The sequence below is a fragment of the Streptomyces sp. NPDC005202 genome (assembly GCF_040608235.1).
In the GTDB taxonomy this organism is placed as follows: Bacteria; Actinomycetota; Actinomycetes; order Streptomycetales; family Streptomycetaceae; genus Streptomyces.
The window spans coordinates 756,638-778,422 of the sequence record NZ_JBEXHW010000001.1 but is presented as its reverse complement, the minus strand read 5'-3'; the positions used below and the strand labels follow the sequence as shown (position 1 = coordinate 778,422).

Annotated in this window: 21 protein-coding genes and 2 pseudogenes; 8 read left to right on the top strand and 15 right to left on the bottom strand. The window is 70.8% G+C overall.

The genetic code is table 11. The features are described 5' to 3' along the window. Positions 1–87 precede the first annotated feature (87 nt). Together ABZV31_RS03630 and ABZV31_RS03625 are read left to right on the top strand one after the other, a co-directional pair. A pseudogene (locus ABZV31_RS03630) lies at positions 88–500 on the top strand (RidA family protein). A 19-nt stretch (positions 501–519) separates the two neighbouring features. Further along, positions 520–960 (top strand): GNAT family N-acetyltransferase, encoded by a 441-nt coding sequence (locus tag ABZV31_RS03625; protein ID WP_355887604.1) that lies wholly within the window; start codon positions 520–522, stop codon positions 958–960. Positions 961–996: 36 nt separating this feature from the next. Here ABZV31_RS03625 and ABZV31_RS03620 read toward each other — a convergent pair whose 3' ends face one another. Continuing rightward, the gene (locus tag ABZV31_RS03620) at positions 997–1,716 is read right to left on the bottom strand and encodes an aspartate/glutamate racemase family protein (RefSeq protein WP_355887489.1); all 720 of its coding nucleotides are present in this window, start codon (positions 1,714–1,716) and stop codon (positions 997–999) included. 5 nt (positions 1,717–1,721) lie between these two features. Continuing rightward, positions 1,722–3,182, bottom strand: coding sequence for an NCS1 family nucleobase:cation symporter-1 (locus tag ABZV31_RS03615; RefSeq protein ID WP_355887488.1), 1,461 nt, complete (start codon positions 3,180–3,182; stop codon positions 1,722–1,724). 216 nt (positions 3,183–3,398) lie between these two features. On the opposite strand from ABZV31_RS03615, the gene ABZV31_RS03610 reads away from it, so the two are divergent. Continuing rightward, the gene (locus ABZV31_RS03610) at positions 3,399–4,064 is read left to right on the top strand and encodes a GntR family transcriptional regulator (protein ID WP_355887485.1); all 666 of its coding nucleotides are present in this window, start codon (positions 3,399–3,401) and stop codon (positions 4,062–4,064) included. Here ABZV31_RS03610 and pip read toward each other — a convergent pair. Together pip and ABZV31_RS03600 are read right to left on the bottom strand one after the other, a co-directional pair. Next, positions 4,061–5,023, bottom strand: coding sequence for a prolyl aminopeptidase (pip, locus tag ABZV31_RS03605; protein ID WP_355887483.1), 963 nt, complete (start codon positions 5,021–5,023; stop codon positions 4,061–4,063). The two genes, ABZV31_RS03610 and pip, sit on opposite strands and share 4 nt — an antisense overlap. After that, positions 4,912–5,637, bottom strand: coding sequence for a uracil-DNA glycosylase (locus ABZV31_RS03600; RefSeq protein ID WP_355887480.1), 726 nt, complete (start codon positions 5,635–5,637; stop codon positions 4,912–4,914). The genes pip and ABZV31_RS03600 overlap by 112 nt, the downstream gene beginning before the upstream one ends. Positions 5,638–5,921: 284 nt before the next feature. Between ABZV31_RS03600 and ABZV31_RS03595 the strand changes: the two genes are divergently transcribed. After that, positions 5,922–6,443, top strand: coding sequence for an RNA-binding S4 domain-containing protein (locus ABZV31_RS03595; protein WP_355887478.1), 522 nt, complete (start codon positions 5,922–5,924; stop codon positions 6,441–6,443). 179 nt (positions 6,444–6,622) lie between these two features. Here ABZV31_RS03595 and ABZV31_RS03590 read toward each other — a convergent pair whose 3' ends face one another. From ABZV31_RS03590 to ABZV31_RS03575, 4 genes are all read right to left on the bottom strand, one after another. Next, positions 6,623–6,772, bottom strand: coding sequence for a hypothetical protein (locus ABZV31_RS03590; protein WP_355887476.1), 150 nt, complete (start codon positions 6,770–6,772; stop codon positions 6,623–6,625). Beyond that, entirely contained in the window at positions 6,769–7,206 is a 438-nt protein-coding gene (locus tag ABZV31_RS03585) for a DoxX family protein (protein WP_355887473.1), read from the bottom strand. The genes ABZV31_RS03590 and ABZV31_RS03585 overlap by 4 nt, the downstream gene beginning before the upstream one ends. Before the next feature lie 106 nt (positions 7,207–7,312). Continuing rightward, a complete protein-coding gene (locus ABZV31_RS03580; RefSeq protein WP_355887470.1) occupies positions 7,313–8,005 on the bottom strand; it encodes a class I SAM-dependent methyltransferase in 693 nt (230 codons plus the stop codon). A 261-nt stretch (positions 8,006–8,266) separates the two neighbouring features. Further along, positions 8,267–9,169: an acyltransferase domain-containing protein gene (locus tag ABZV31_RS03575; protein WP_355887468.1), complete on the bottom strand. Its 903-nt coding sequence runs from the start codon at positions 9,167–9,169 to the stop codon at positions 8,267–8,269. 67 nt (positions 9,170–9,236) lie between these two features. On the opposite strand from ABZV31_RS03575, the gene ABZV31_RS03570 reads away from it, so the two are divergent. Next, on the top strand, positions 9,237–9,503 hold the full coding sequence (locus ABZV31_RS03570; protein ID WP_355887466.1) for a DUF6343 family protein: 267 nt from the start codon (positions 9,237–9,239) through the stop codon (positions 9,501–9,503). A 75-nt stretch (positions 9,504–9,578) separates the two neighbouring features. Here ABZV31_RS03570 and ABZV31_RS03565 read toward each other — a convergent pair whose 3' ends face one another. From ABZV31_RS03565 to ABZV31_RS03555, 3 genes are all read right to left on the bottom strand, one after another. Further along, positions 9,579–9,959, bottom strand: coding sequence for a tetratricopeptide repeat protein (locus ABZV31_RS03565; RefSeq protein WP_355887464.1), 381 nt, complete (start codon positions 9,957–9,959; stop codon positions 9,579–9,581). Between the two features lie 126 nt (positions 9,960–10,085). Continuing rightward, positions 10,086–10,706: a dephospho-CoA kinase gene (gene coaE, locus ABZV31_RS03560; protein ID WP_355887462.1), complete on the bottom strand. Its 621-nt coding sequence runs from the start codon at positions 10,704–10,706 to the stop codon at positions 10,086–10,088. A 135-nt stretch (positions 10,707–10,841) separates the two neighbouring features. Continuing rightward, positions 10,842–11,780: a PAC2 family protein gene (locus ABZV31_RS03555; protein WP_355887461.1), complete on the bottom strand. Its 939-nt coding sequence runs from the start codon at positions 11,778–11,780 to the stop codon at positions 10,842–10,844. Positions 11,781–12,042: 262 nt separating this feature from the next. Between ABZV31_RS03555 and ABZV31_RS03550 the strand changes: the two are divergent. Further along, a pseudogene (locus ABZV31_RS03550) lies at positions 12,043–13,025 on the top strand (right-handed parallel beta-helix repeat-containing protein). Positions 13,026–13,109: 84 nt separating this feature from the next. On the opposite strand, the gene rpsA reads toward ABZV31_RS03550, so the two are convergent. Further along, on the bottom strand, positions 13,110–14,600 hold the full coding sequence (gene rpsA, locus ABZV31_RS03545) for a 30S ribosomal protein S1 (RefSeq protein WP_355887458.1): 1,491 nt from the start codon (positions 14,598–14,600) through the stop codon (positions 13,110–13,112). 334 nt (positions 14,601–14,934) lie between these two features. On the opposite strand from rpsA, the gene ABZV31_RS03540 reads away from it, so the two are divergent. Both ABZV31_RS03540 and ABZV31_RS03535 read left to right on the top strand, forming a co-directional pair. Next, a complete protein-coding gene (locus ABZV31_RS03540) occupies positions 14,935–15,798 on the top strand; it encodes a class I SAM-dependent methyltransferase (RefSeq protein WP_355887455.1) in 864 nt (287 codons plus the stop codon). 120 nt (positions 15,799–15,918) lie between these two features. After that, on the top strand, positions 15,919–18,579 hold the full coding sequence (locus ABZV31_RS03535) for an ATP-dependent helicase C-terminal domain-containing protein (RefSeq protein WP_355887452.1): 2,661 nt from the start codon (positions 15,919–15,921) through the stop codon (positions 18,577–18,579). On the opposite strand, the gene ABZV31_RS03530 is transcribed toward ABZV31_RS03535, so the two are convergent. The 3 genes from ABZV31_RS03530 to ABZV31_RS03520 all read right to left on the bottom strand — a co-directional run bounded on the left by ABZV31_RS03530 (position 18,569) and on the right by ABZV31_RS03520 (position 21,594). Further along, complete coding sequence (locus tag ABZV31_RS03530) at positions 18,569–19,561, bottom strand: DUF3068 domain-containing protein (protein WP_355887449.1); 993 nt, start codon at positions 19,559–19,561, stop codon at positions 18,569–18,571. The two genes, ABZV31_RS03535 and ABZV31_RS03530, sit on opposite strands and share 11 nt — an antisense overlap. 24 nt (positions 19,562–19,585) lie before the next feature. After that, on the bottom strand, positions 19,586–19,720 hold the full coding sequence (locus ABZV31_RS03525) for an SPW_0924 family protein (protein WP_355887446.1): 135 nt from the start codon (positions 19,718–19,720) through the stop codon (positions 19,586–19,588). A gap of 155 nt (positions 19,721–19,875) precedes the next feature. After that, positions 19,876–21,594: a lytic transglycosylase domain-containing protein gene (locus ABZV31_RS03520; protein WP_355887443.1), complete on the bottom strand. Its 1,719-nt coding sequence runs from the start codon at positions 21,592–21,594 to the stop codon at positions 19,876–19,878. Positions 21,595–21,785 lie beyond the last annotated feature (191 nt).

Below are 21,785 nucleotides of genomic sequence, written 5' to 3'. Positions count from 1 at the left end.
CCGGCGCCGCGACGAAATATTCGGATGCGTCCGCGACAGCGGACCCGGATGATCGGGAAGTTGCCCGCGTCCGTCCCAGGAGCCCGCATGATCCAGCGTGTCACCGTCCCCGGTCTCTTCCCGCCGCCCACGTACTCCCACGCCTCGGTCGTCGAGGCCGGGACGAAGCTGGCGTTTCTCGCTGGGTCCGTTCCGCTGACGCCGGCGGGAAACTGGTCGGTGAGGGCGATCCGGTGCGGCAGGCCGAGCAGGTGATCGCCCATCTGGAGGAGCAACTGCGGTCGGTCGGGGGCGACTTGGCGCATGTCGTGTCGACCGATGTGTACGTTGTGAGCAGTGAGCCCGCGGTGCTGTCCGCCGTCTGGGCCGTCGTCGAGGCGTCCGGGCTCAGTGCCGGGCCCCATGCGTCGACGTGGATCGGCGTGGCCTGCCTCGGCTACACGGGGCAGTTGGTGGAGATCACGGCGACGGCCGTCGTTCCGGAGGGGGCAACCTCGTGAGGGCGAGACAACGGTCACGCTGCGTCGGGCGGACGGCGCAGATGCCGGTGCCGCGGCCGATGTCTGGCTGCGGTCCTTCGCCGTCACGCTGCCCACCGTCGTTCGACCTCGCTCCGACGACGAGGTGCGGGACTACATCCGTGACGTGGTGGTGCCGTTGCAGGAGACCTGGGTCGCCGAGGCGGCGGACGGCGGCGGGATCGTGGGCGTGATGGTGCTTGACGGCGATCTGTTGTCCCAGCTCTACCTCGACCCCGACTGGCGCGGGCGCGGCATCGGCGACCGCTTCGTCGCGCTGGCCAAGGAGCGCAGTCCGCAGGGGCTCGCCCTGTGGACCTTCCAGGTCAACAAGCCCGCCCGCCGCTTCTACGAGCGGCACGGTTTCGTCGCCGTCGAGTACACGGACGGCAGCGGGAACGCGGAGCGAGAGCCGGATGCGCGGTATGTGTGGCGGCCGTGAGTCCCGTACCGGCGGCCCGGTGTCGGACTCGGACGGTCACCCCGCCGGACGCCCCCACTCCCGCCGCTTCGGCAACGGCTTTGCATAGCTGCCCGCCCGGCTGGTCGTCAGCCCCAGCGCCACCAGCGATTCCGCGAGCTTGATCCCCGCCGCCACCCCGTCGACGACCGGAATCCCCAGTTTCTCCCCCACCGCCCGCTGCAACCCCGTCATGCCGGCGCAGCCCAGAACCAGCACCTCCGCCCCGGCCTCCCGCGCCCGCTCGGCGGCCGCCAGGAACGCAGCCTCCGTGCGCTCGCTGTCACCGAGGTCGAGCACGCCGATGCCCGTGCCGACCACGGCGACGCAGTTCCGCCCCACCCCGGCGGTCTCCAGGCTGTCCTCGATCTGCCCGCACGACCGCTCCACCGTGGTGACGACCCCGTACCGCCGCCCCAGCAGGCATGCGAGATGCGCCGCGGCCTCCGTGATGTCGACGACCGGTACGTCCACCAGCTCCCGGACGCCTTCCCGCCCGTGCTCCCCGAACCCTGCCATGACCACGGCGTCGTACGGCGGCCCGGCGTACGTCCGCAGCGTGTCGAGGACGGCCGCCGCCGACAGGTAGCTGTCGAGCCAGCCCTCCGCGGACTCCGGGCCCCAGGCAGGGGTCAGCCCGGTCACGGTGGTGCCCGGAGCTGCGGCGGCCCGGGCACCTCGTACGATCTCCTCGGTCATCTCCTGCGTGGTGTTGCAGTTGGTGACGATGATCCGCACTCCGCTCAGACCTCCACGGGCTCGGGAACCGACCGGTCACTCCGGCACAGCGTCGCGTACAGCCCGGCCGCCAGTGCCGTTCCGAAGAACCACGAGTACGGGGCCACGTCGCTGAACGTCTTCACCAACGCGAGCACCGCCGCGACCGCCGCCGAGGGCAGGAACGCCCACAGTGCCTTGGGGTTGACGCCCTTGCGGTAGTGGTAGCGGGAGTCAGGCCGGGCGTTGAAGAGTTCGTCGACGTCGACGCGGCCACGCTTCACCCAGTAGTAGTCGACCATGATCACGCCGAACAGCGGGCCCAGGAAGGCGCCGAGGCCCCCGAGGAAGTAGTTGACGACCGTCGGGTTCGAGAAGAGGTTCCACGGCGTCACCACCAGCGCGGCCACCGTGCTGATCATGCCGCCGACCTTGAAGGTGATCTTCTGCGGCCAGACGTTGGCGAGGTCGTACGCCGGGGAGACGAAGTTGGCGACGATGTTGACGCCCATGGTGGCGACGGCGAAGGTCAGCGCGCCCACGACCAGCACCCAGGTGTTGCCGATCTCGGCGACGAGGTAGGCGGGGTCGGTGATCTCCTTGCCGAACACCTCGTAGGCACCCGCCGTGACGACGACCGACACGATCACGAAGGCCGTCGAGTTGATGGGCAGGCCCCAGAAGTTGCCGCGCCGGACAGTCTTGTAGTCGGGCGCGAAGCGGGAGAAGTCGCAGAAGTTGAGCATCAGCGTGCCGTAGGTGGCCAGCACCAGGCCGATCGCGCCGAACCACTGCCGCCACTGCTCGCCGACGGAGACCGGGTGCGGGGTCGTGGTGAGCGAGATGGTCCAGTCGGCCTTGGCCAGGACCCAGACCGCGAGCGCGATCATCACCAGCCAGATGGCGGGACCGCAGAAGTCCTGGAACTTCCGGACGGACTCCATGCCCCGGCTGATGATCAGTGCCTGGACCAGCCACAGGGCGATGAAGGACACCCACCCCAGCGCGTCCAGCCCCAGGAAGGAACTGTGCGTCCAGGAGTTCAGGCCCGGCCAGGCGGCCAGCAGCATCACGTTGACCGCGACGGAGGCGAGATAGGTCTGAATGCCGTACCACATGATGGCGATGACGGCCCTGATCAGCGCCGGGATGTTGGCACCCCAGACGCCGAAGGCGATGCGGCTGACGACCGGGAAGGGGACGCCGGTGCGCTGGCCGATGCGGCCCATCATGTTCATCCCGAGATAGATGATCACGAAGCCGACCAGCAGGGAGGTGAAGATCTGCCAGACGTTCATGCCGAGGAAGAGCAGTCCGGCGGCGAAGGTGTAGTTGCCGAGGTTGTGGACGTCGGACATCCACATCGCGAAGAGGTCGAAGACCTTCCAGCTGCGCTTCTGCGCAGGCGCGAGGTCATCGTTGGTGAGCCGGGGGTCGGGGACGAACGCGGCTGTGCCGGTGGCTTCGGCACGGTTGGCGAGGGACACGGGGGCCTCCCTGGACGAGGGGACGAAGGGGCCTTGCCGTACGGGCTCGGGTGCGGTTGCGGGCGGTTGCGGGCGTGTGGATACGGATGTGGGTCGCGACTGCGAGCGCGTTTGGTATACCAAACTGCGGCCATGGTGCCCCCGTCAAGACTTCCGACCGATATCCGTGCCGTTACGGCTCCGTAAAAGCCCCCTCGCGTCGGCGAAGATGGCTCCATGGCGAAGATCGAACTCCTCGGCGCGGTGCGCGAGCGGGTCCTGGCGACCCTGAGGCAGGACATCATCGCGGGCCGTCTGCGCCCCGGCGACCGGCTGGTGGAGCGGGAGCTGGCCGAGCGCTTCGGGGTCTCTCGCGTCCCGGTCCGGGAGGCGATCCGGGCCCTGGTCGCCGAGGGCTTCGTCCTCTTCGAGACCCCGCGCCGTACCGTCGTCCGCCGGCTCACCCCGACCGACGTCAAGGAACTCTTCGAGCTGCGCGAGGCGTTGGAGGTGTACGCGGCCGGGCTGGCCGCGTCACGGGCGACCGAGGAGGCCCTGGCCGAGCTGCGGGAGCTGCTTCAGGGCGCGGCGCGGGTCACCGAGGCCGGAGACGCCGAGACGATCACCGACATCAACACCCGCTTCCACGACCGCATCCTGGCCATGGCGGGCAACAGCCTGCTGATCTCGGTCATGGAACCGGTCGACGGCCGCCTGCGCTGGCTCACCCGGCAGAACGAGGAGTGGCCCCAACTTCTCATCGAGCACCGGGAGTTGTATGAGGCGATCGCCTCCGGCGACCCGGACCGGGCCCGTGCCCGCGCCCTCAGCCACGTGCAGGCCAACTACCGGTCGACGGTCCGGCATCTGTTCGGAGAAACCGGGGAGGCCCACCTCCCCTAGCTCCGGGCGTACTTGTCCGTCGCCGCCACCAGCGCCCCCACGACGCCCGGCGCTCCCGCGTCGTGCCCGGCCTCGTCGACCACGACCAACTCGCTGCCGGGCCAGGCGTGGTGGAGCCGCCAGACGATGCCGAGGAGGTTGCCGAAGTCGAGGCTGCCCTGGACGAGGGTGCCGGGAATGTCCTTGAGCAGGGGGGCGTCGCGGAGTACCACGCCCTCGTCATTGCCCTCGCCGAGGAAGTGGTCGTTGCCGAAGTAGTGCGTGACGGTGCGGGCGAAGCCCATGCGGAACACCGGGTCCTCGAAGCGCTCGACCGAGCGCGGCGGGGCGGGGATCGTCGCCGTCTCCCAATCTGTCCAGGCACGTGCCGCCCGCTCCCGCACCGCCGGGTCGAGCGACTCCATCAGCCGGTTGTACGCCGCCGCGAGGTTCCCGCCGCGCTCGCCCTCGGGCAGCTCGGCGAGGAACCGCTCGAAGGCCTCCGGGAAGATCCTCCCCACTCCCCTGGTCAGCAGGGTCACCTCGGGATTCGAGCCGGTGGCGACACCCGTCAGCACCAGCTCGGAGACGACACCGGGATGCGTCTCGGCGTACCGCAGCCCGAGCACCGACCCCCACGACACGCCCCACACCAGCCACCGCTCGATGCCCAGGTGCCGCCGCAGCAGCTCCAGGTCGGCCATCACATGCGCGGTCGTGTTGACGCTCATGTCGGTGTCGTACGCGCTCGCGTGCGGTGTGGAGCGCCCGCAGCCGCGCTGGTCGAGGAGCACGATCCGGTACGCGGCGAAGTCGCAGTAGCGCCGGTAGCGCGGGGTGCAGCCGGAGCCCGGCCCGCCGTGCAGCATCACCGCGGGCTTGCCGTGCGGATTTCCGCAGGTCTCCCAGTAGACGCGGTTGCCGTCGCCGACGTCGAGCATGCCGTGGTCGTAGGGTTCGATCTCCGGATACAGGCCCACCGGGGCACCGTAACCGGCGTACGACAGCTCCGTCGCCTCATTCTTGAAGATGCCGGTGCGGCGTGGGCGAAGGCGGGCCGAGGCCGGGGCACCGCCCAGCCCGCCTCAGCGAAGGCCGGCAGCGCCGCCTGCCAGCCGAAGGCGCCGAGGACCACCACCGCGCGCAGCGTGGGCCGCAGCAGCTTCAGCTCCTGCACCAGCCAGGGCCGACAGGTGTCGCGTTCCCCGGGCGTCGGCTTGTTGGCGGGCGGGGCGCAGTGCACGGGCGAGGTGACACGGACACCGTACAGTTCCATGCCGTCGTCGGAGGAGACGGAGGTGGGCTGCGAGGCGAGGCCCACGTCGTACAGCGCCTCGTACAGCACGTCGCCGGAGCGGTCGCCGGTGAACATGCGGCCGGTGCGGTTGCCGCCATGCGCGGCGGGGGCGAGTCCTACGATCAGCAGCCGGGCATCAGACGGCCCGAAGCCCGGCACCGGGCGGCCCCAGTACGTCCAGTCGGCGAAGGCGGCGCGCTTGGTGCGGGCCACCTCCTCGCGCCAGGCGACCAGACGCGGGCAGGCCCGGCAGTCCGCGATCCGCCGGTCGAGGGCGCCGAGGCTGCTGGTGTCCATGCCTCCACCGTATGCCGACGTGATGCCACCGCCGCGTGCCCGGTGAATGCCGCCCCCCAGCGCCACGAACACACAGATCGGCATCGAGAGAATGGCCACAGCTCCGCCCACAGCCCTGGGATGGCGGTGGCTGAGCGCCGTCGGACGGGGTGGCTGAGCACCGTAGGACGGGGATGGCTGAGCACGCACCGGCGGACGGAGGGCTGAGCACAGGCGGACGGGGGCTGAGCACCGGCCTGAAAATTCGCCGGGTTCGGCCAGTCCGGGGGACTAAGGTCGAGGACATGGCTTTGGAAGGTGACGAGGAGAAGGCCGGACAGCACTCCGACGAGGCAAGGACCGGCGACGGGACTGCTGCACAGGCCGTGGATCCGAAGGTCGCCGCCGCTGTGGCTGCCGCCGAGGCGGCCGCTCCCGCGAGCGGTGAGACCGTGCGGATCGACAGCTGGATCTGGTCGGTGCGCCTGGTCAAGACCCGCTCCATCGGCTCCGCCGCCTGCCGGGGCGGGCACGTCCGCATCAACGGCGAGCGGGTGAAGCCCGCCCACTCCGTGCGCGTCGGCGACGAGGTGCGCCTGCGGCACGAGGGCCGGGAGCGGATCGTCGTCGTGAAGCGCCTGATCCGCAAGCGCGTCGGCGCCCCCGTGGCCGCCCAGTGCTACATCGACAACTCCCCGCCGCCCCCGCCCCGCGAGGCCGTCGCCCCCCTCGGCATCCGCGACCGTGGCGCGGGCCGCCCCACCAAGCGGGACCGCCGCGAGCTCGAACGTCTGCAGGGCCTGGGCGGCCGCCCCGACGAACGGTGACGCCCCCACCGACCAGCCTCATGACACGCGCGACGGTGACGGCCCACAGCCCAGCCGCGGGACATTCGCGGCGGTGTCGCCCAGCAGCCCCGTAAGACACGGCGACGGTAACGGCCCAGCCGCCCGGCCACGGAACACGGCGGTGACGTCCGGTTCGGGCCCCGCGGCCCGCCGGGGCGTCACCGCCGCAGGTCGTCACCGCCGCCGGTCGTCACCGACCGGACGGTCATGCGGCCGCCACCGACGTCCGTGCGGCCGCTACCGACGTTTATGCGCGTGCGGCCGCTACCGACGTTCATGCGGCCGCCGCCGGACGGTCGTACGGTCACCCCCGTCGCCGTACCAGGCGCAGCAACTCCCCGTTGTGGCCCCGCCGGGCCCAGGCGATGAGGGCGAGCGGCACGATCAGGATGAGCGGTGTCGCGGCGTACTGTCCGTCGAAGACGGTGAGCTGGACGATGAACGCCCCCACCATCAGCGCGCTCAGCGCCATCGCCGCCACCGACTGCAGCACCGGGATCAGCAACGCCACGGCTCCGGCAAGTTCCAGGGCGCCGATGGTGTACATGCCCGTACTGCCCCAGCCGATCTTGTCGAAGGACTCGACGGCCGACGGGTGCGCGATCAGCTTGGGCAGCGCGCTCGCGATCCCGTAGAAAAGGGCGAGCAGCACCTGCACGGCGCGCAGTGCGATACGGGCGCGGCGGCCACGGGCGGACGCGGCGGGGGCAACCGGCGGGACGGAAGCAGTGGTCTCGGACATGGGGGTCTCCTGTGGGAAGCGGTCCCTGTTGCTGTCACAGAGGTAGACCGGCCCTCGCCGTGGAACTCATCGCCGACCGGCGGATTTCTACGCCTCCCCCTACTCCCTACTCCATCGGCACCACCCTCACCCAGGTCCCGTCCTGCGTCAGATACCTGTCCACTTTCAGCCCCGCCTCCGCCAGCGCCTCCTCGAACTGTTCCCTCGTCAGCGGCCGGGTAAGGAACGTCTGCGTCCAGGTCGCGTCCGGGAACACGTACTCCGCGCGCACCGAGTTAACCCCGTCCCCGACCGGCTCGGCCGACACGATCCGGACGGCGAAGCCACGAGGGTCGATCCGCTCGCGCGGCAGATTCGTGTGATAGTCCGCTCCCTCCCGCTGGATCAGCACGCAGCCGCCCTCAGCGACGTGCCGGGCGCAGGTGCGCAGCAGGCCTCGCCGCACCTCGACGTCGCCGGCGTGCACGAGGAACGACGCGAGCATCACGACGTCGAAGGTCTCCCCCAGGTCCAGGTGCTCGATCGGGCTGCATATCGTCCGCGCCCCATGCACCCGCTCCAGCATCTCCGGGGATTCGTCCACCGCCGTGACCGTGAAGCCGCGCTCCAGCAGCGGGTGGGTCACGCGGCCCACGCCGCAACCGAGCTCCAGGACGTGCGCACCGGCGGGCACGGCCGCGGCGATGATGTCCGGCTCGTTTCCGACGGGCAGCCGCGAGTACAGCTCGACCGCGCAACCGTCCGGCGTGATCGCCCCCGGTCCCGTCCCCTGATACCTCGCACGCCATTTCAGCTTCATGCCCGTCCAACGGCCCGCGTCCGCACGGCCGTTCCCACCCGGGACCGGTTCACCCGTCCGAGTGAGGATCGAGCGAAGACGACGGATGGGGACGGGGGTGGATGGGCGGGGGGAGGACGGGGGCGGGTGAGGACTGGTGAGCACTGGTGAGGACGGATTAGGACGGATTAGGACGGATGGGGACGGGCGGGGACGGGTGAGGACTGGTGAGGACGGATGGGAGGGCCGCCCGCCGCAGGTCAGTCCGGGGCCCTCCCCGGCCTACAGCGGGAACCAGCCGTGCCCGATGTACCAGTGGCCCCCGGCCCGCAGGTGATCTCCGACGGCCCGCTCCACGGAGGTGCGCCGGGGGAGGTTCTCCACCGGCAGGTCGGGATCGCCGAAGACGAACCGGACCGGTTCGGTGTCGGCTGGTTCGGTCTCCTCGCGGGCGACCCGGAAGCGCTCCTGGAACCGGACGATGTTGGACTCCCCCGGCAGATACCGCCGCAGCTGTGGGTCGAGCAGCCAGGAGTGGCAGAGAGCGGCCTCGTACCGCTCTTCCGGAAAGTGCCGGGCGAAGAAGTCCCGCGCCAGCTTCACGGACCGGTCGCAGGCGCCCGGCGACAAGGGCCCGAGGAAGTCGGGGACATGCAGGTTGAGGCAGCGGGCGCCCGGTGCCACGTCCAGCCCGGCCGTCGCGAGCAGTGGCGCCGTGCGCTCCTGGACCCGCGCCCGCTCGAACTGCAGCCGTCCCAGCTGGTAGAGCTCACCACGGAAGTGATGGACGAGCCACTGCGCGGCCTTCACCCCCGTGCTGCCGTACCGCCGGCGGTGCGCCGCCATGTTGCGTCCGAAGTCGGCGAGGGTACGCCGGGACACGTCGGCCGGAATGCCGCGCTCGCGGTGGTACGCGCGCGTGTACGGCAGCGCCGCGACGAAGACGTACAGGGCGAAGCTGCGGCCGAGCGCCGCCGGGGCCTCGGCGACCCGCTCGCCGAGCCGGGGCCCGGCACCGATCTCCCCGATGTCCCGCACCAGCTCCTCGACGCACTCCTCCAGGAGCCGCACGGCACCGTAGTCCGCCGTCAATGTCCGCCTGAGCCCCACCAGTTCGTTGATGTCCTCGTGGGGTACTGCGAGATCGAGCAGCACCTCGGGCAGCTCGTCGGCGTCAGGCAGCACGGCACGGTCCCCCCTTGGTGAACGTCCTCATCGAAGAGTACGTTGCAAGGAGGAGTAGTGATCGGCGATGCGTACGGGCAGTGAACCGACAACCGCGCGCAGTGCTCTGCGGGCGCGGTTCTGGCTGAGCGTGTGGGGGCTGATCTGGGCGCTCTTCGGTACGGTCGTGTTCGCGCTGGTCGGGCGGCCCGGGTGGGCGGCCGCCTGCGGACTGCTGTGGCTGGTGATCACCATCGACTTGGCGGTGATCGTCAGGCACCTACGGCAGGGCCCGCACTACCAGCCGGGCCGCGACGTCCCGCCGTACTGGCCACCGGAGCACCGAAAGCCGTAGACGGGGCCTCCTTCGCACGTCACCCCCGGCCGGGGCAGGCACTCAGGACTCGAAACCCCCGGCGGAGGCAGGCACTCAGGACTCGAAGCGCGCCCGCTTCAGGTACTGCGGGTTCGGATCCAGCGCGGCCGCCAGCCGGAAGTGGCGCCTGGCCTGGTCGGGGCGGCCCTGGCGCTCGTAGGTGCGGCCGAGCGCGAAGTGCGCGAACGCGTTGTCCGGCTCGCGCTCCAGGACGATGCTGAACTCCAGCTCGGCGGGTCGCAGTTGCGCGGCCGCGAAGAAGGCACGCGCACGCAGCAGGCGGGCGGCCGTGTTCTCCGGGTGCGCGGCGATGACCCCGTCGAGCAGCTTCACCGCGCCCCGCGGGTCCCGTGCGGCGAGCAGCTGCTCGGCGGCACGGAAGTGGATGACGTGCGTCTCCGGAGTACGTCCGGTCGAACCGCTGGTTTCGGGCACGGCAGAGTCCTTCCCTCACTGGGCGGATTCAACGCGCCGCGGGGGCACGGCTATTCCTGGCACAAGGACTCCCTTCCCGGCTCCGGCGGGGCGCAGCCATTCAAGGCCCCGGCCGGCGGCGGGCAGCTATGCCCGAGGCGCCCTGCGCGGCTCCTGGGCTCTGCGGACGAGCTCGGCCCAGACCTCCTTCACCCGCCGCCCGAGCTGGTCCAGCGGTACGTCGTTGTCGATGACGATGTCCGCGATCTCCAGGCGCTGCTCGCGTGTCGCCTGCGCGGCCATGCGCGCGCGTGCGTCCTCCTCGGTCATCCCGCGCAGCCGTACGAGCCGGTCGAGTTGGGTCTCGGGACTGGCGTCGACGACGATCACGAGGTCGTAGAGCGGTGCGAGGCCGTTCTCGGCGAGGAGCGGAACGTCGTGGACCACGACCGCGTCGTCGGGGGCGGCCGTTTCGAGTTCGCGGGAGCGGGCGCCCACCAGGGGATGCACGATCGAGTTGAGGACGGCCAGCTTCTCCGGCTCGGCGAAGACGATGGAGCCCAGCTTGGGCCGGTCCAGGCTGCCGTCCTCGGCGAGCACCTCCGGCCCGAAGGCCTCGACGACCGCCGCGAGGCCGGGCGTACCCGGGGCGACCACCTCGCGCGCGATGCGGTCGGCGTCGATCAGCACGGCCCCGCACTCGGCGAGCAGCCGCGACACCTCACTCTTGCCGGCTCCGATGCCGCCGGTCAGGCCCACGGACAGCATGACCGCGCCTCCACCTCACGAACCCCCGCCGGCGCGGGGACGGCTTGCCGACTCCGGTACCTCCGGTCACACCCACCGGGCCACCTCCGCGTCAGCGGAGACCGGCGGGGCGCGGCCGTCCGGCAGCCTATCGGATCAGTTGTCCCCTTCTCGCTCCGCCAGGAACCGTTCGAATTCGCGGCCGATCTCGTCCGCCGACGGGATCTCGACGGGCTCGGCAAGCATGTTGCCCCTGGTCTCCGCGCCCGCGGCGGCGTCGTACTGGTGCTCCAGGCCCTGGACGAGGGCCGTGAGTTCCTCGTCGCCCTCCCGGATCTGCCGGTCGATCTCCGTCTGCGTGCGGTGGGCGTCGGTGCGCAGGGAGTGGGCGATGCCCGGGAGGACCAGGCCGGTGGCCGCCGTGATGGCCTCCAGGACGGTCAGTGCCGCGTCCGGGTACGGGGAGCGGGCGATGTAGTGCGGGACGTGCGCGGCGACGCCCAGGACGTCGTGTCCGGCCTCCATCAGGCGGTACTCGAGGAGCGCCTCGGCGCTGCCGGGTACCTGCGCTTCCTCGAACGGGCTGCGGTGGCCCGGTACCAGGTCGGTGCGGTTGCCGTGCGGGGTCAGACCCACCGGGCGCGTGTGCGGAACGCCCATGGGGATGCCGTGGAAGTTGACCGACAGGCGTACGCCGAGCCGCTCGACGATCTGCCGTACGGCGGCGGCGAAGCGTTCCCACTCCACGTCGGGCTCGGGGCCGGACAGCAGCAGGAAGGGCGCGCCCGTGGCGTCCTGGACGAGGCGCACCTGGATGCCGGGCTCCTCGTATCCGGTCCAGCGGTCGCGCTGGAACGTCAGCAGCGGGCGCCGGGCGCGGTAGTCCACGAGCCGGTCGTGGTCGAAACGGGCGACGACCTGATGGGGCAGCGAGTCGAGGAGCCGGTCGACGATCTGGTCGCCGGTCTCACCCGCGTCGATGTATCCGTCGAAGTGGTAGAGCATGACAAGGCCGGCCGACTCCTGGGCGAGCGCCATGTCGACGACGGCCAGGCCCTTCGGTTCCCATGCGTACAAACCCTGCGGATCAAGCACTGTGACCGCTCCTCCTCGTGTTCGTAGTGAACAACGAGGTGCAAGGCGCGGGCATTCCCAACCCACGTCCTTTCACAGCCTCTTACTGGCTCAAAGGGCTCGGCACGCGCGCGTGCCGGGTGATCGCCGCGACGGGAACCTTGACGCGCTCATGCCCCTCACCTACCGTCCCTGAGGAACGCGTCGTTCACATCCCCGCCTTTGATTCATATATACGAACACTAGCGGCGCTCGACAACCGGGACACAGGAGGGCACCCCCCATGCGCAGGCGTACCCGCACGCTGCTCACCTCCCTGCTCACCGCGACCACGGCCACCGGCGGCCTGGTCCTGACGTCCACCGCGGCCCCGGCCGCGTCGGCGACCGGCGCCTCGGTGATCGAGGTCACCACCGCCGCACAGCTCAAGTCGGCCGTTGCCGCGGCCTCCCCCGGCGACACCATCCACCTGGCCGACGGCACGTACACCGGCAACTTCAAGGCGACCAGGGCGGGCACCTCCAGCGCCCGCATCACGCTCGTCGGCTCGTCGAAGGCGGTGCTCACCGCGAGCGGCGGCTACGGCCTGCACCTGAACGGGGCGTCGTACTGGACGGTCAGCGGGCTAACCGTGACCGGCGGCCAGAAGGGCATCATGGTCGACTCCGCGAAGGGCGTGGTGGTGGACGGCGTGAGCGTGCACGGCCTGGACATGGAGGGCGTGCACTTCCGCAACTCCAGCACGGACGGCGTGATCAGGAACTCGCGGATCTACGACACCGGGAACGACGGCCGGGTTTCATGGGCGAGGGCGTGTACGTGGGGACCGCGAACACGCTCTCCGACCGGAGCGACAACATCCAGATCCTCAACAACACCATCGGGCCCGACGTCGGGGGTGAGAACGTCGACATCAAGGAGGGCACGACCGGGGCGCGGATCGTCGGCAACACCTTCGACGGCAGCGGCCTCACCGGCGCCAACTATGACGACTCCTGGGTCGACGTGAAGGGCAACGACGTCCTCGTCGAGAACAACACCGGCAAGAACACCACGAACGACGGCTACCAGACCCACACCCAGCAGTCCGGCTGGGGCTGCGGCACGGTGTTCAAGGGCAACAAGTCGACTCTCACCGGCGCGACCGGCTCCAGCCGGCTGGCCATCGCCGTCACGAACTACAGCTCCGGCTGCAGGACCACGGTGTACAGCAGCAACACGGTGACGGGCGGCAAGGGCCTGACGAACATCACGGTGACGCCGTAGCGGAAATCCCCGAACGCCACAGCGGCCCGCATCCCGGCAAGGGATGCGGGCCGCTGTTATCGGCTAACGCCTGGCGGCGAGCATTCAGCTCTGGCCGCCAGCCAGCTTCTCGCGCAGGGCCGCCAGCGCCTCGTCCGACGCCAGGGCGCCGGAGTTGTCGCCGCCCTCGGAGGAGTACGAACCGCCGGACGCGGCTGGAGCGGCGGCCTCGCCACCCTCGGCAGCGGCAGCGGCGTCCGCCTCGCGGGACTTGATGACCTGCTGCTGGTGCGCCTCGAAGCGGGCCTGCGCCTCGGCGTACTGGCGCTCCCACTCCTCGCGCTGCTTCTCGTAGCCCGGCAGCCAGTCGTTGGTCTCCGGGTCGAAGCCCTCGGGGTAGATGTAGTTGCCCTGGTCGTCGTAGGACGCGGCCATGCCGTACAGGGTCGGGTCGAACTCGACCGACGCCGGGTCGGTACCGAAGGACTCGTTGGCCTGCTTGAGGGACAGCGAGATCCGGCGACGCTCCAGGTCGATGTCGATGACCTTGACGAAGATCTCGTCGTTGACCTGGACGACCTGCTCCGGGATCTCCACGTGGCGCTCGGCCAGCTCGGAGATGTGGACCAGACCCTCGATGCCCTCGTCCACGCGGACGAACGCACCGAACGGAACCAGCTTCGTGACCTTGCCGGGCACGACCTGGCCGATCTGGTGGGTGCGGGCGAACTGCTGCCACGGGTCTTCCTGGGTCGCCTTCAGCGACAGGGAGACACGCTCACGGTCCATGTCGACGTCGAGGACCTCGACGGTGACCTCCTGGCCCACCTCGACGACCTCGGACGGGTGGTCGATGTGCTTCCAGGACAGCTCGGAGACGTGGACCAGACCGTCGACGCCACCCAGGTCCACGAAGGCACCGAAGTTGACGATCGAGGAGACCACACCGGAGCGGACCTGACCCTTCTGCAGGGTCGTGAGGAACGTCTGGCGGACCTCGGACTGGGTCTGCTCCAGCCAGGCACGGCGGGACAGGACCACGTTGTTGCGGTTCTTGTCCAGCTCGATGATCTTGGCCTCGAGCTCCTTGCCGACGTACGGCTGAAGGTCGCGGACACGGCGCATCTCGACCAGAGAGGCCGGGAGGAAGCCGCGGAGGCCGATGTCGAGGATGAGACCACCCTTGACGACCTCGATGACGGTACCGGTAACGATGCCGTCCTCTTCCTTGATCTTCTCGATGGTGCCCCAGGCACGCTCGTACTGGGCGCGCTTCTTCGAGAGGATCAGGCGGCCTTCCTTGTCCTCCTTCTGGAGAACCAGGGCCTCGATCTCGTCGCCGACGGCGACGACCTCGTTCGGGTCGACGTCGTGCTTGATCGAGAGCTCGCGGCTCGGGATGACACCTTCGGTCTTGTAACCGATGTCGAGCAGGACCTCGTCCCGGTCGACCTTCACGATGACGCCGTCGACGATGTCGCCGTCGTTGAAGTACTTGATCGTCTCGTCGATCGCTGCGAGGAATGCTTCCTCGTTACCGATGTCGTTGACCGCTACCTGGGGGGTGGTTGCGGTGGTCTCGGTGCTGCTCGTCATGTGGAAAAGGGCTCCGGTACGGACATTGAAGTCGTAGGTACTGCTCACGCTGGAGCCCGTTTCGCTCTGCAGAAGCCGGACAGCCAAGGAAGCGCCGAACCGGAGCCGTGCCCTTGCGGGGCACTCCCGGGTCGACGCCTCGACAACCGAGGGGACATACAACAGATGCGAGCGCAGCCTGCTACGTCTGAGGTGCGCAGGCCCGCAGCGCAACTTGTAGCATACGGGGGCAGCCGAGCAGGGTCAATGCGCGAAGGCGCACACCCGGGGCGGATCGCCGCATACCCGGCACAAAACCTGTCTCTCAAGGCCACGCGGACCCCAGGCCGCCCCTGTGGCGACACCACCGGGGCGGGTTGGACGGAAGAGTACGACGAGGGAGCCGATCATCCAAGAGCCCGAACCGTTCGAGCCGGAAGCCACCCGACGTGAGGTCGGTGTCACGGAGAGCGCCCGGGCCAACCGGGGCTGGTGGGACCGGAACGCGGACGAGTACCAGACCGAGCACGGTACGTTCCTCGGCGACGACCGTTTCGTATGGGGCCCCGAGGGCCTGGACGAGGTGGAGGCGGAGCTGCTCGGCCCGTTGAAGGAGCTGAAGGGCAAGGACGTCCTGGAGATCGGCGCCGGTGCGGCGCAGTGCTCGCGCTGGCTGGCCGGGCAGGGGGCGCGCCCGGTTGCCCTGGACCTCTCCCACCGCCAGCTCCAGCACGCGCTGCGCATAGGCGGCTCCTTCCCGCTCGTCCAGGCGGACGCGGCCGCGCTGCCCTTCGCGGACGGCGCTTTCGACCTGGCGTGCTCGGCGTACGGAGCGCTGCCGTTCGTCGCCGACCCGCGGCTGGTGCTGCGGGAGGTGCACCGGGTGCTGCGGCCCGGCGGACGCTTCGTCTTCTCCGTGACGCATCCGATCCGCTGGGCGTTCCCCGACGAGCCCGGACCGGAGGGTCTGAGCGTCTCCGGCTCCTACTTCGACCGCACACCGTACGTGGAGCAGGACGAGGACGGCCGCGCGGTGTACGTGGAGCACCACCGGACGCTGGGCGACCGGGTGCGCGACGTCGTGGCGTCGGGCTTCCATCTGCTGGACCTGGTCGAGCCGGAGTGGCCGGCTTGGAACACCTCCGAGTGGGGCGGCTGGTCGCCACTGCGCGGGAACCTGATCCCCGGGACGGCGATCTTCGTCTGCGAACGGGACTGAGCGGCGGGCACACACGGGTGAAGCCTCTTGGGACGGAGCGGGCGGCACACGCGCGTGAAGGCTCTGGCTTGGGTACGCGCGCGTGACGCCTTGCTCGACGGGCGTACGACACTGAAGGGCGTGATCCGTTACGACGCCCTGGACAGCCTGCCCGTGCGCGGCGCCCTGCCCGCCCTGAACGACGCCCTCGAGGGCCACGGCACCGCCGTGCTGGTGGCGCCGCCCGGCACCGGCAAGACGACACTGGTGCCGCTGGCCCTGGCCGGGCTGCTGGGCGGGGGGCCGGCGCGGCGGGTGGTGGTGGCCGAGCCGCGGCGGATCGCGGCGCGGGCGGCGGCGCGGCGGATGGCGTGGCTGCTGGGTGAGAAGGTCGGCGAGAGCGTCGGCTACACCGTGCGCGGGGAGCGGGTCGTCGGGCGGCACGAGCGTGTGGAGGTCGTCACGACCGGTGTGCTGTTGCAGCGGCTGCAGCGGGACCAGGAGCTGGCGGGCGTCGACGTGGTCGTGCTCGACGAGTGTCACGAGCGGCATCTGGACGCCGACACCGTGGCCGCGTTCCTGTGGGACGTACGGGAGACGCTGCGGCCGGAGCTGCGGTTGGTGGCGGCCTCGGCGACCACCGACGCGGAGGGCTGGGCGCGGTTGCTCGGTGGGGCTCCGGTGGTCGAGGCGGAGGGTGCCTCGTACCCGGTGGAGGTGGTGTGGGCACCGCCGGTACGTCCCGTACGGCCGCCGCACGGGATGCGCGTGGATCCGGCGCTGCTGGCGCACGTGGCGTCGGTGGTGCGGCGGGCGCTGGCCGAGCGGGCGGGGGACGTGCTGTGTTTCCTGCCGGGCGTCGGTGAGATCTCGCGGGTCGCCGGGCAGTTGGGGGATCTCGGCGACGTGGAGGTGCTGCAGGTGCACGGGCGGGCGCCGGCGGCCGTGCAGGACGCGGTGCTGGCGCCCGGGGAACGACGCCGGGTCGTCCTTGCCACCTCCGTGGCCGAGTCCTCGGTGACGGTTCCCGGGGTGCGGGTGGTCGTGGACTCCGGGCTGGCGCGGGAGCCGCGGGTGGACCATGCGCGGGGGCTGAGCGCGCTGACGACGGTACGGGCCTCGCAGGCGGCCGGACGGCAGCGGGCGGGGCGCGCCGGGCGTGAGGGGCCGGGTGTGGTGTACCGGTGCTGGGCGGAGGCCGAGGACGCGCGTCTGCCGCGGTTCCCGGCACCGGAGATCAAGGTGGCCGACCTGACGTCGTTCGCTCTGCAGGCTGCCTGCTGGGGCGATCCTGACGCCTCCGGGCTGGCGTTGCTGGATCCGCCTCCGGGTGGGGCGATGGCGGCGGCGCGTGCTGTTCTGGCGGCGGTGGGGGCGGTGGACTCCGTCGGCAGGGTCACGGAACGGGGGGTACGTCTGGCTCGGCTGGGGGTGCACCCTCGGCTGGGGCGGGCCTTGCTCGATGCGGGTGCCTCCGGCGGGGCGGGCCGGGTTGCCGAGACTGTCGCACTGCTCAGTGAGGAGGCGCCGCGGGAGTACGGGGACGACTTGGCGTCGGCCTTGCGGGTTGTCCGGCGTGGGGGTGACGCCTACGTGGGGCGGTGGCGTGCGGAGGTTCGGCGGCTGCAGACCGTCGTCAGGGACATGTCCCACTCGCCCTCCCGTGGCTCCCTTTCGGCGGAGGCGGACGTCGAGTCGGCGGAGGCGGACGTCGAGGTCGGCTCCAGTGCCGTGGGTGGGCATGGGCCCCGTTTCCCGGCCCCGTCTGCCTCCGCCTCGAATTCGCCCGCGTCAGGCCCGTTCAGGGCGGGCGGTCGGGCGAGCACCGGGGAGGACGGCGTCGTCGGGCTTGTTGCCGCTCTCGCTTTTCCGGAGCGGGTCGCCAAGCTCGTCGGCGGGTCGTATCTCATGGTCTCCGGGACCCGGGCCGAGCTTGCGGAGGGGTCGGCTCTGCGGGGGGCGCCCTGGATTGCCGTCGCCGTGGCCGACCGGCCGATCGGCAAGGGGCACGCGCGGGTGCAGCTCGGGGCCGTCATCGACGAGGACGTCGCCCGGTTCGCGGCCGGGGCGCTGTACGAGGAGCGGGACGAGGTCCGGTGGGCGGACGGGGACGTCGTTGCACGGCATGTCGAGCGGCTCGGGGCCGTCGAGTTGGCGGTGCGGCCGCCGGCCGACCCCGACCCCGGTCTCGTACGTGACGCGCTCCTCGAAGGGCTTCGGCAGGAAGGATTCGGGCTGCTGCGGTGGTCCAAGGACGCCGAAGCACTGCGGCAGCGGCTGGCGTTTCTGCATCGGCACCTCGGGGAACCCTGGCCCGACGTCTCCGACGACGCGCTGCACGCGCGCGTGGAGGAGTGGTTGGAGCCCGAGCTCGGCCGGGCCGCGCGGCGTGGGGACCTGGCGCGGATCGACGCCGGGGAGGCGCTCGCCCGGCTGCTGCCCTGGGCCTCCGGTGACGCCGCCCGGCTGGACGAGCTCGCTCCGGAGCGGATCACCGTACCCAGTGGGTCCAGGATCCGGCTCGACTATGCGAATCCGGAGCAGCCGGTGCTCGCCGTGAAGTTGCAGGAGATGTTCGGACTGCAGGAGTCGCCTGTCGTCGCCGGAGTGCCCGTGCTCGTGCACCTGCTCTCTCCTGCCGGGCGACCCGCCGCCGTCACCGCCGACCTTGCCTCCTTCTGGAAGGACGGCTACAAGGGCGTGCGGGCCGAGCTGCGGGGGCGGTATCCGAAGCATCCATGGCCCGAGGACCCGGCGACCGCGGAACCGACCCGGCACACCAACGCCCGGCTCAGGCGCTGACCGGCTCCGGTTCCGTGCTCTGCGCCGGCGCCGGGCCGGCCGGGCGCCTGCTGCGCGCCTCCAGCCAGAGGGAGAGCGAGAGCAGCAGGGCCCCCAGCACGAGGAAGCCCCACGGCAGGTACGACGCCATCAGCAGGACCAGTTGGCGCCGGGACTTGACCAGGTTGACCGTGTGCCGGATGTAGTCCTCGCGCATCTTCACGTGGCCGGCGAACGCCGTCACCCTGTCCCGGCTGCCGAGCAGGGTGCTGCCGCGCAGTTCCTCCTTGTGGGTCTCCTCGCCGTAGACGGGGGCGCCGGTGACGGGCTCGACCCAGAACCTGCGGACCGTGGTGTACCAGCGCGTGGTGCCGGTCCTGGCGACCGACTCGGGGGTGATGCCCTTGACGGGCATGGCCTTGGGGAACGTGACCTTGGTCCAGGGGATGGTCTGCTCGAAGTAGTAGACGGTCAGTCCGCGGAAGTTCTGGGTGCCCCGATAGTGAATGGGGGCGGTGATGCGGGCCTGGGCGTCGAAGTACTCGTAGTCCCGCTTCTTGGTCAGGAACGGCCATTTGAACTCGATGCCCTGCCGCCGCACCGGGTCGCCGTCGACCATCTCGCCCGTGGCGTGGACCGGTTCCTGGGTGTGGGCGTCGAAGATGTAGCGCTCGGGGATCTTGGAGACCATTGTGCCGTCGGGGCCCCGGACGTAGGACAGGCCGTCCCAGACCACCACGTCCCGGCCCGCCGTCTTCTCGATCTTCTTCGAGGCCTCCACGTTGCCCTTGAGGGTCTGCACGATGGTGACGTTGGGGACCGTGCGTGCCTTCATGGTGCCGTAGTCGAGGAGGGTGGCGTTGTTCGCCTCCAGCACCATGTCCTGGTACTCGTTCGCGGGCACCTTGGCCAGGCGCGGGAAGGCGTACCAGCGCAGCAGCGGGGACAGCGCCGCGAAGAACACGGCGAAGGCGAGCAGGACCAGACTGGTCTTGCGGCGCATCTCGGCCTCCCTCCCGGACGGCGGTCAGGGGTGTGCGGGCACCGTCGTCAGCAGCGGCTCCGGGGACGTCCCGCCCTCCGGTGAGCCCATGGCGGTGATCGTCAGGATCAGGGCGAACGCGACGGCGAGACCGGTCGCGGCGGCGATCAGGGCGCGCATACGGCCTCCCGGCGGAGGGGAACGGGCTGGAGCTGATAGGTCGTCAGGTCCGGCACCGTAGCAACGGGCGGGCGAGATGAGAACACGTTGCACGCACAGACGAGGGCGCCTCTCCGCCGTCGGAGGCGGAGGGGCGCCCTGTGCGGTCGCGGTGCCTACGCGGAGGGGCTGGGCGACGGACTGGCCGAGGTGCCGGCCGCCGCGACCTTCAGTTCCACGGTCAGGGTGGCGCCGCCGGTGGTGTCGATGCGGAGCAGGAACGTGCCGGTGGCGTCGTCCGCGTACAGCTTCGGCAGCTTCAGCAGGCCCTTGGCGTCCGTCTGGAGGTCCTTCAGGGTCCGGACGGGCTTGCCGTCGGCGTCCTTGAAGTAGGGGCCCTTGTCGTTCTCGGTGGGGTCGTCGGCCGACTTGATGAGGGTGGCGGTAGCCGCGACCTTGTCCGCGACGGCGCCCTTGTAGGTGGCCTTGACCTCGACCTGGTCGGCGAACTCTCCGCCCGGGGTGCAGGTCAGCGGGGTGTCGCTGGTGCGGGTGAGGGTGTCGGCGGCGCGCGGGGTGACGGTGGCCGTGTAGTCGAGGCCGGCGAGCATACGGCCCACGACGAGGGCGCGGACGGTGAAGTCGCCCGTCTTCCCGCCCGCCTGGAGCGCGGGCGCGACGGCCACGCCCGAGCTGTCGGTGGCGACCGTGGCGACCTTCTCGCCGCCGGTGAAGGTGGCGTCGGTGTCGCCGACGATGGTGAACCGGATCCTGACCTTGCCGACGGCTCTGCCGGCCTTGGTCTCGGCGCGGGTGCTGATCTTCTGGGTGAAGGCGTCGCCGGCCATGGCGGTGAGCTTCGCGGTGCCCGCGTCCTCCAGGTGGTCCACCGTGTCGGTGCGAGTGGGAGGAGACGTCGGGGTCGGCGTGCCCGGTGTGGACGGCGGGGTCGGGCTGGGACTGGGACTCGTGGTGCCGCCGCCCGGCTTGGTGGGCTTGCCGGGCTTGGGGCTCGCCTTCGGCGTGGACGGCTTCGGCGACGGCTTGGGTTTCGCCCCGGCCGTGTCGTCGCTGCGGTCGGAGGGTAGCGTGCCGGTGCCGTCCGGGACCGAGTGGGTGCCCTTGCGGTAGTACTCCAGCCACGACAGGACCCTGTTCAGGTAGTCCTGCGAGTTGTTGTAGCTGAGGATCGCCCTGTTGAGGTCGGCCTGCACGGACAGGTCCCAGCCGTTGCGGCACAGGTAGTGGCCGGCGGCGAGGGCGGCGTCGTAGACGTTGTCGGGGTCCTTCTTGCCGTCGCCGTTGCCGTCACGGCCCGCCCACGCCCAGGTGGAGGGGATGAACTGCATGGGGCCGACCGCGCGGTCGTAGGTGCTGTCGCCGTCGTAGGCGCCGCCGTCGGTGTCGCCGATGTGGGCGAAGCCGTTGCCGTTGAGGACCGGGCCGAGGATCGGCGAGAGGGTGGTGCCGTTGGCATCGACACGGCCGCCGCGGGCCTGGCCCGACTCGACCTTGCCGATGGCGGCGAGGAGCTGCCAGGGCAGGTTGCAGCCCGGCTTGGAGGTCCGCAGCTCGGCCTCGGCCCTCTTGTAGGCGTCGAGGACGGTGGCGGGTATGCCTGCCTCGGCGGGACCCCGGGAGACCGGGGTATCGATGGTGGGCGACGGGCTGGGGCTGTTCAGCGGCGGCAGGTCCGTGTAGTACGGCGAGTTGCCGGTCGCGGTGCCGTCGGCGTTCGCATCGGGTACGGGCGTGGCACCGGTGGCGGCCTGTCTGCCGTGGTCGTCGACCGTCACCCCTGGAGCCTGGGAGGCGGAAAGGGCCGCGACCGCCGCTGCGGCCACGGCCGTGGTTGCCGCTCCTTTGCGCAGCCTCCTGCCGAAATGCGCCGCCATAGAGTGAACCCCTCCCGTGGACGCCCGAGCGTCCGTCTCTGTCTGTCCGTTCGCCCTGTTGTGACGGTTGACCCGTGGTGCTGGTTGCCCTCGTGGGGCTTTTCGGGTGGTCTGTTTCGCGCTTTTTCGCCCGTTCGACCCCATCGGCCGCCAGAGCGACCCAGGTGACCCTACGACAACTTCCTTTGCGC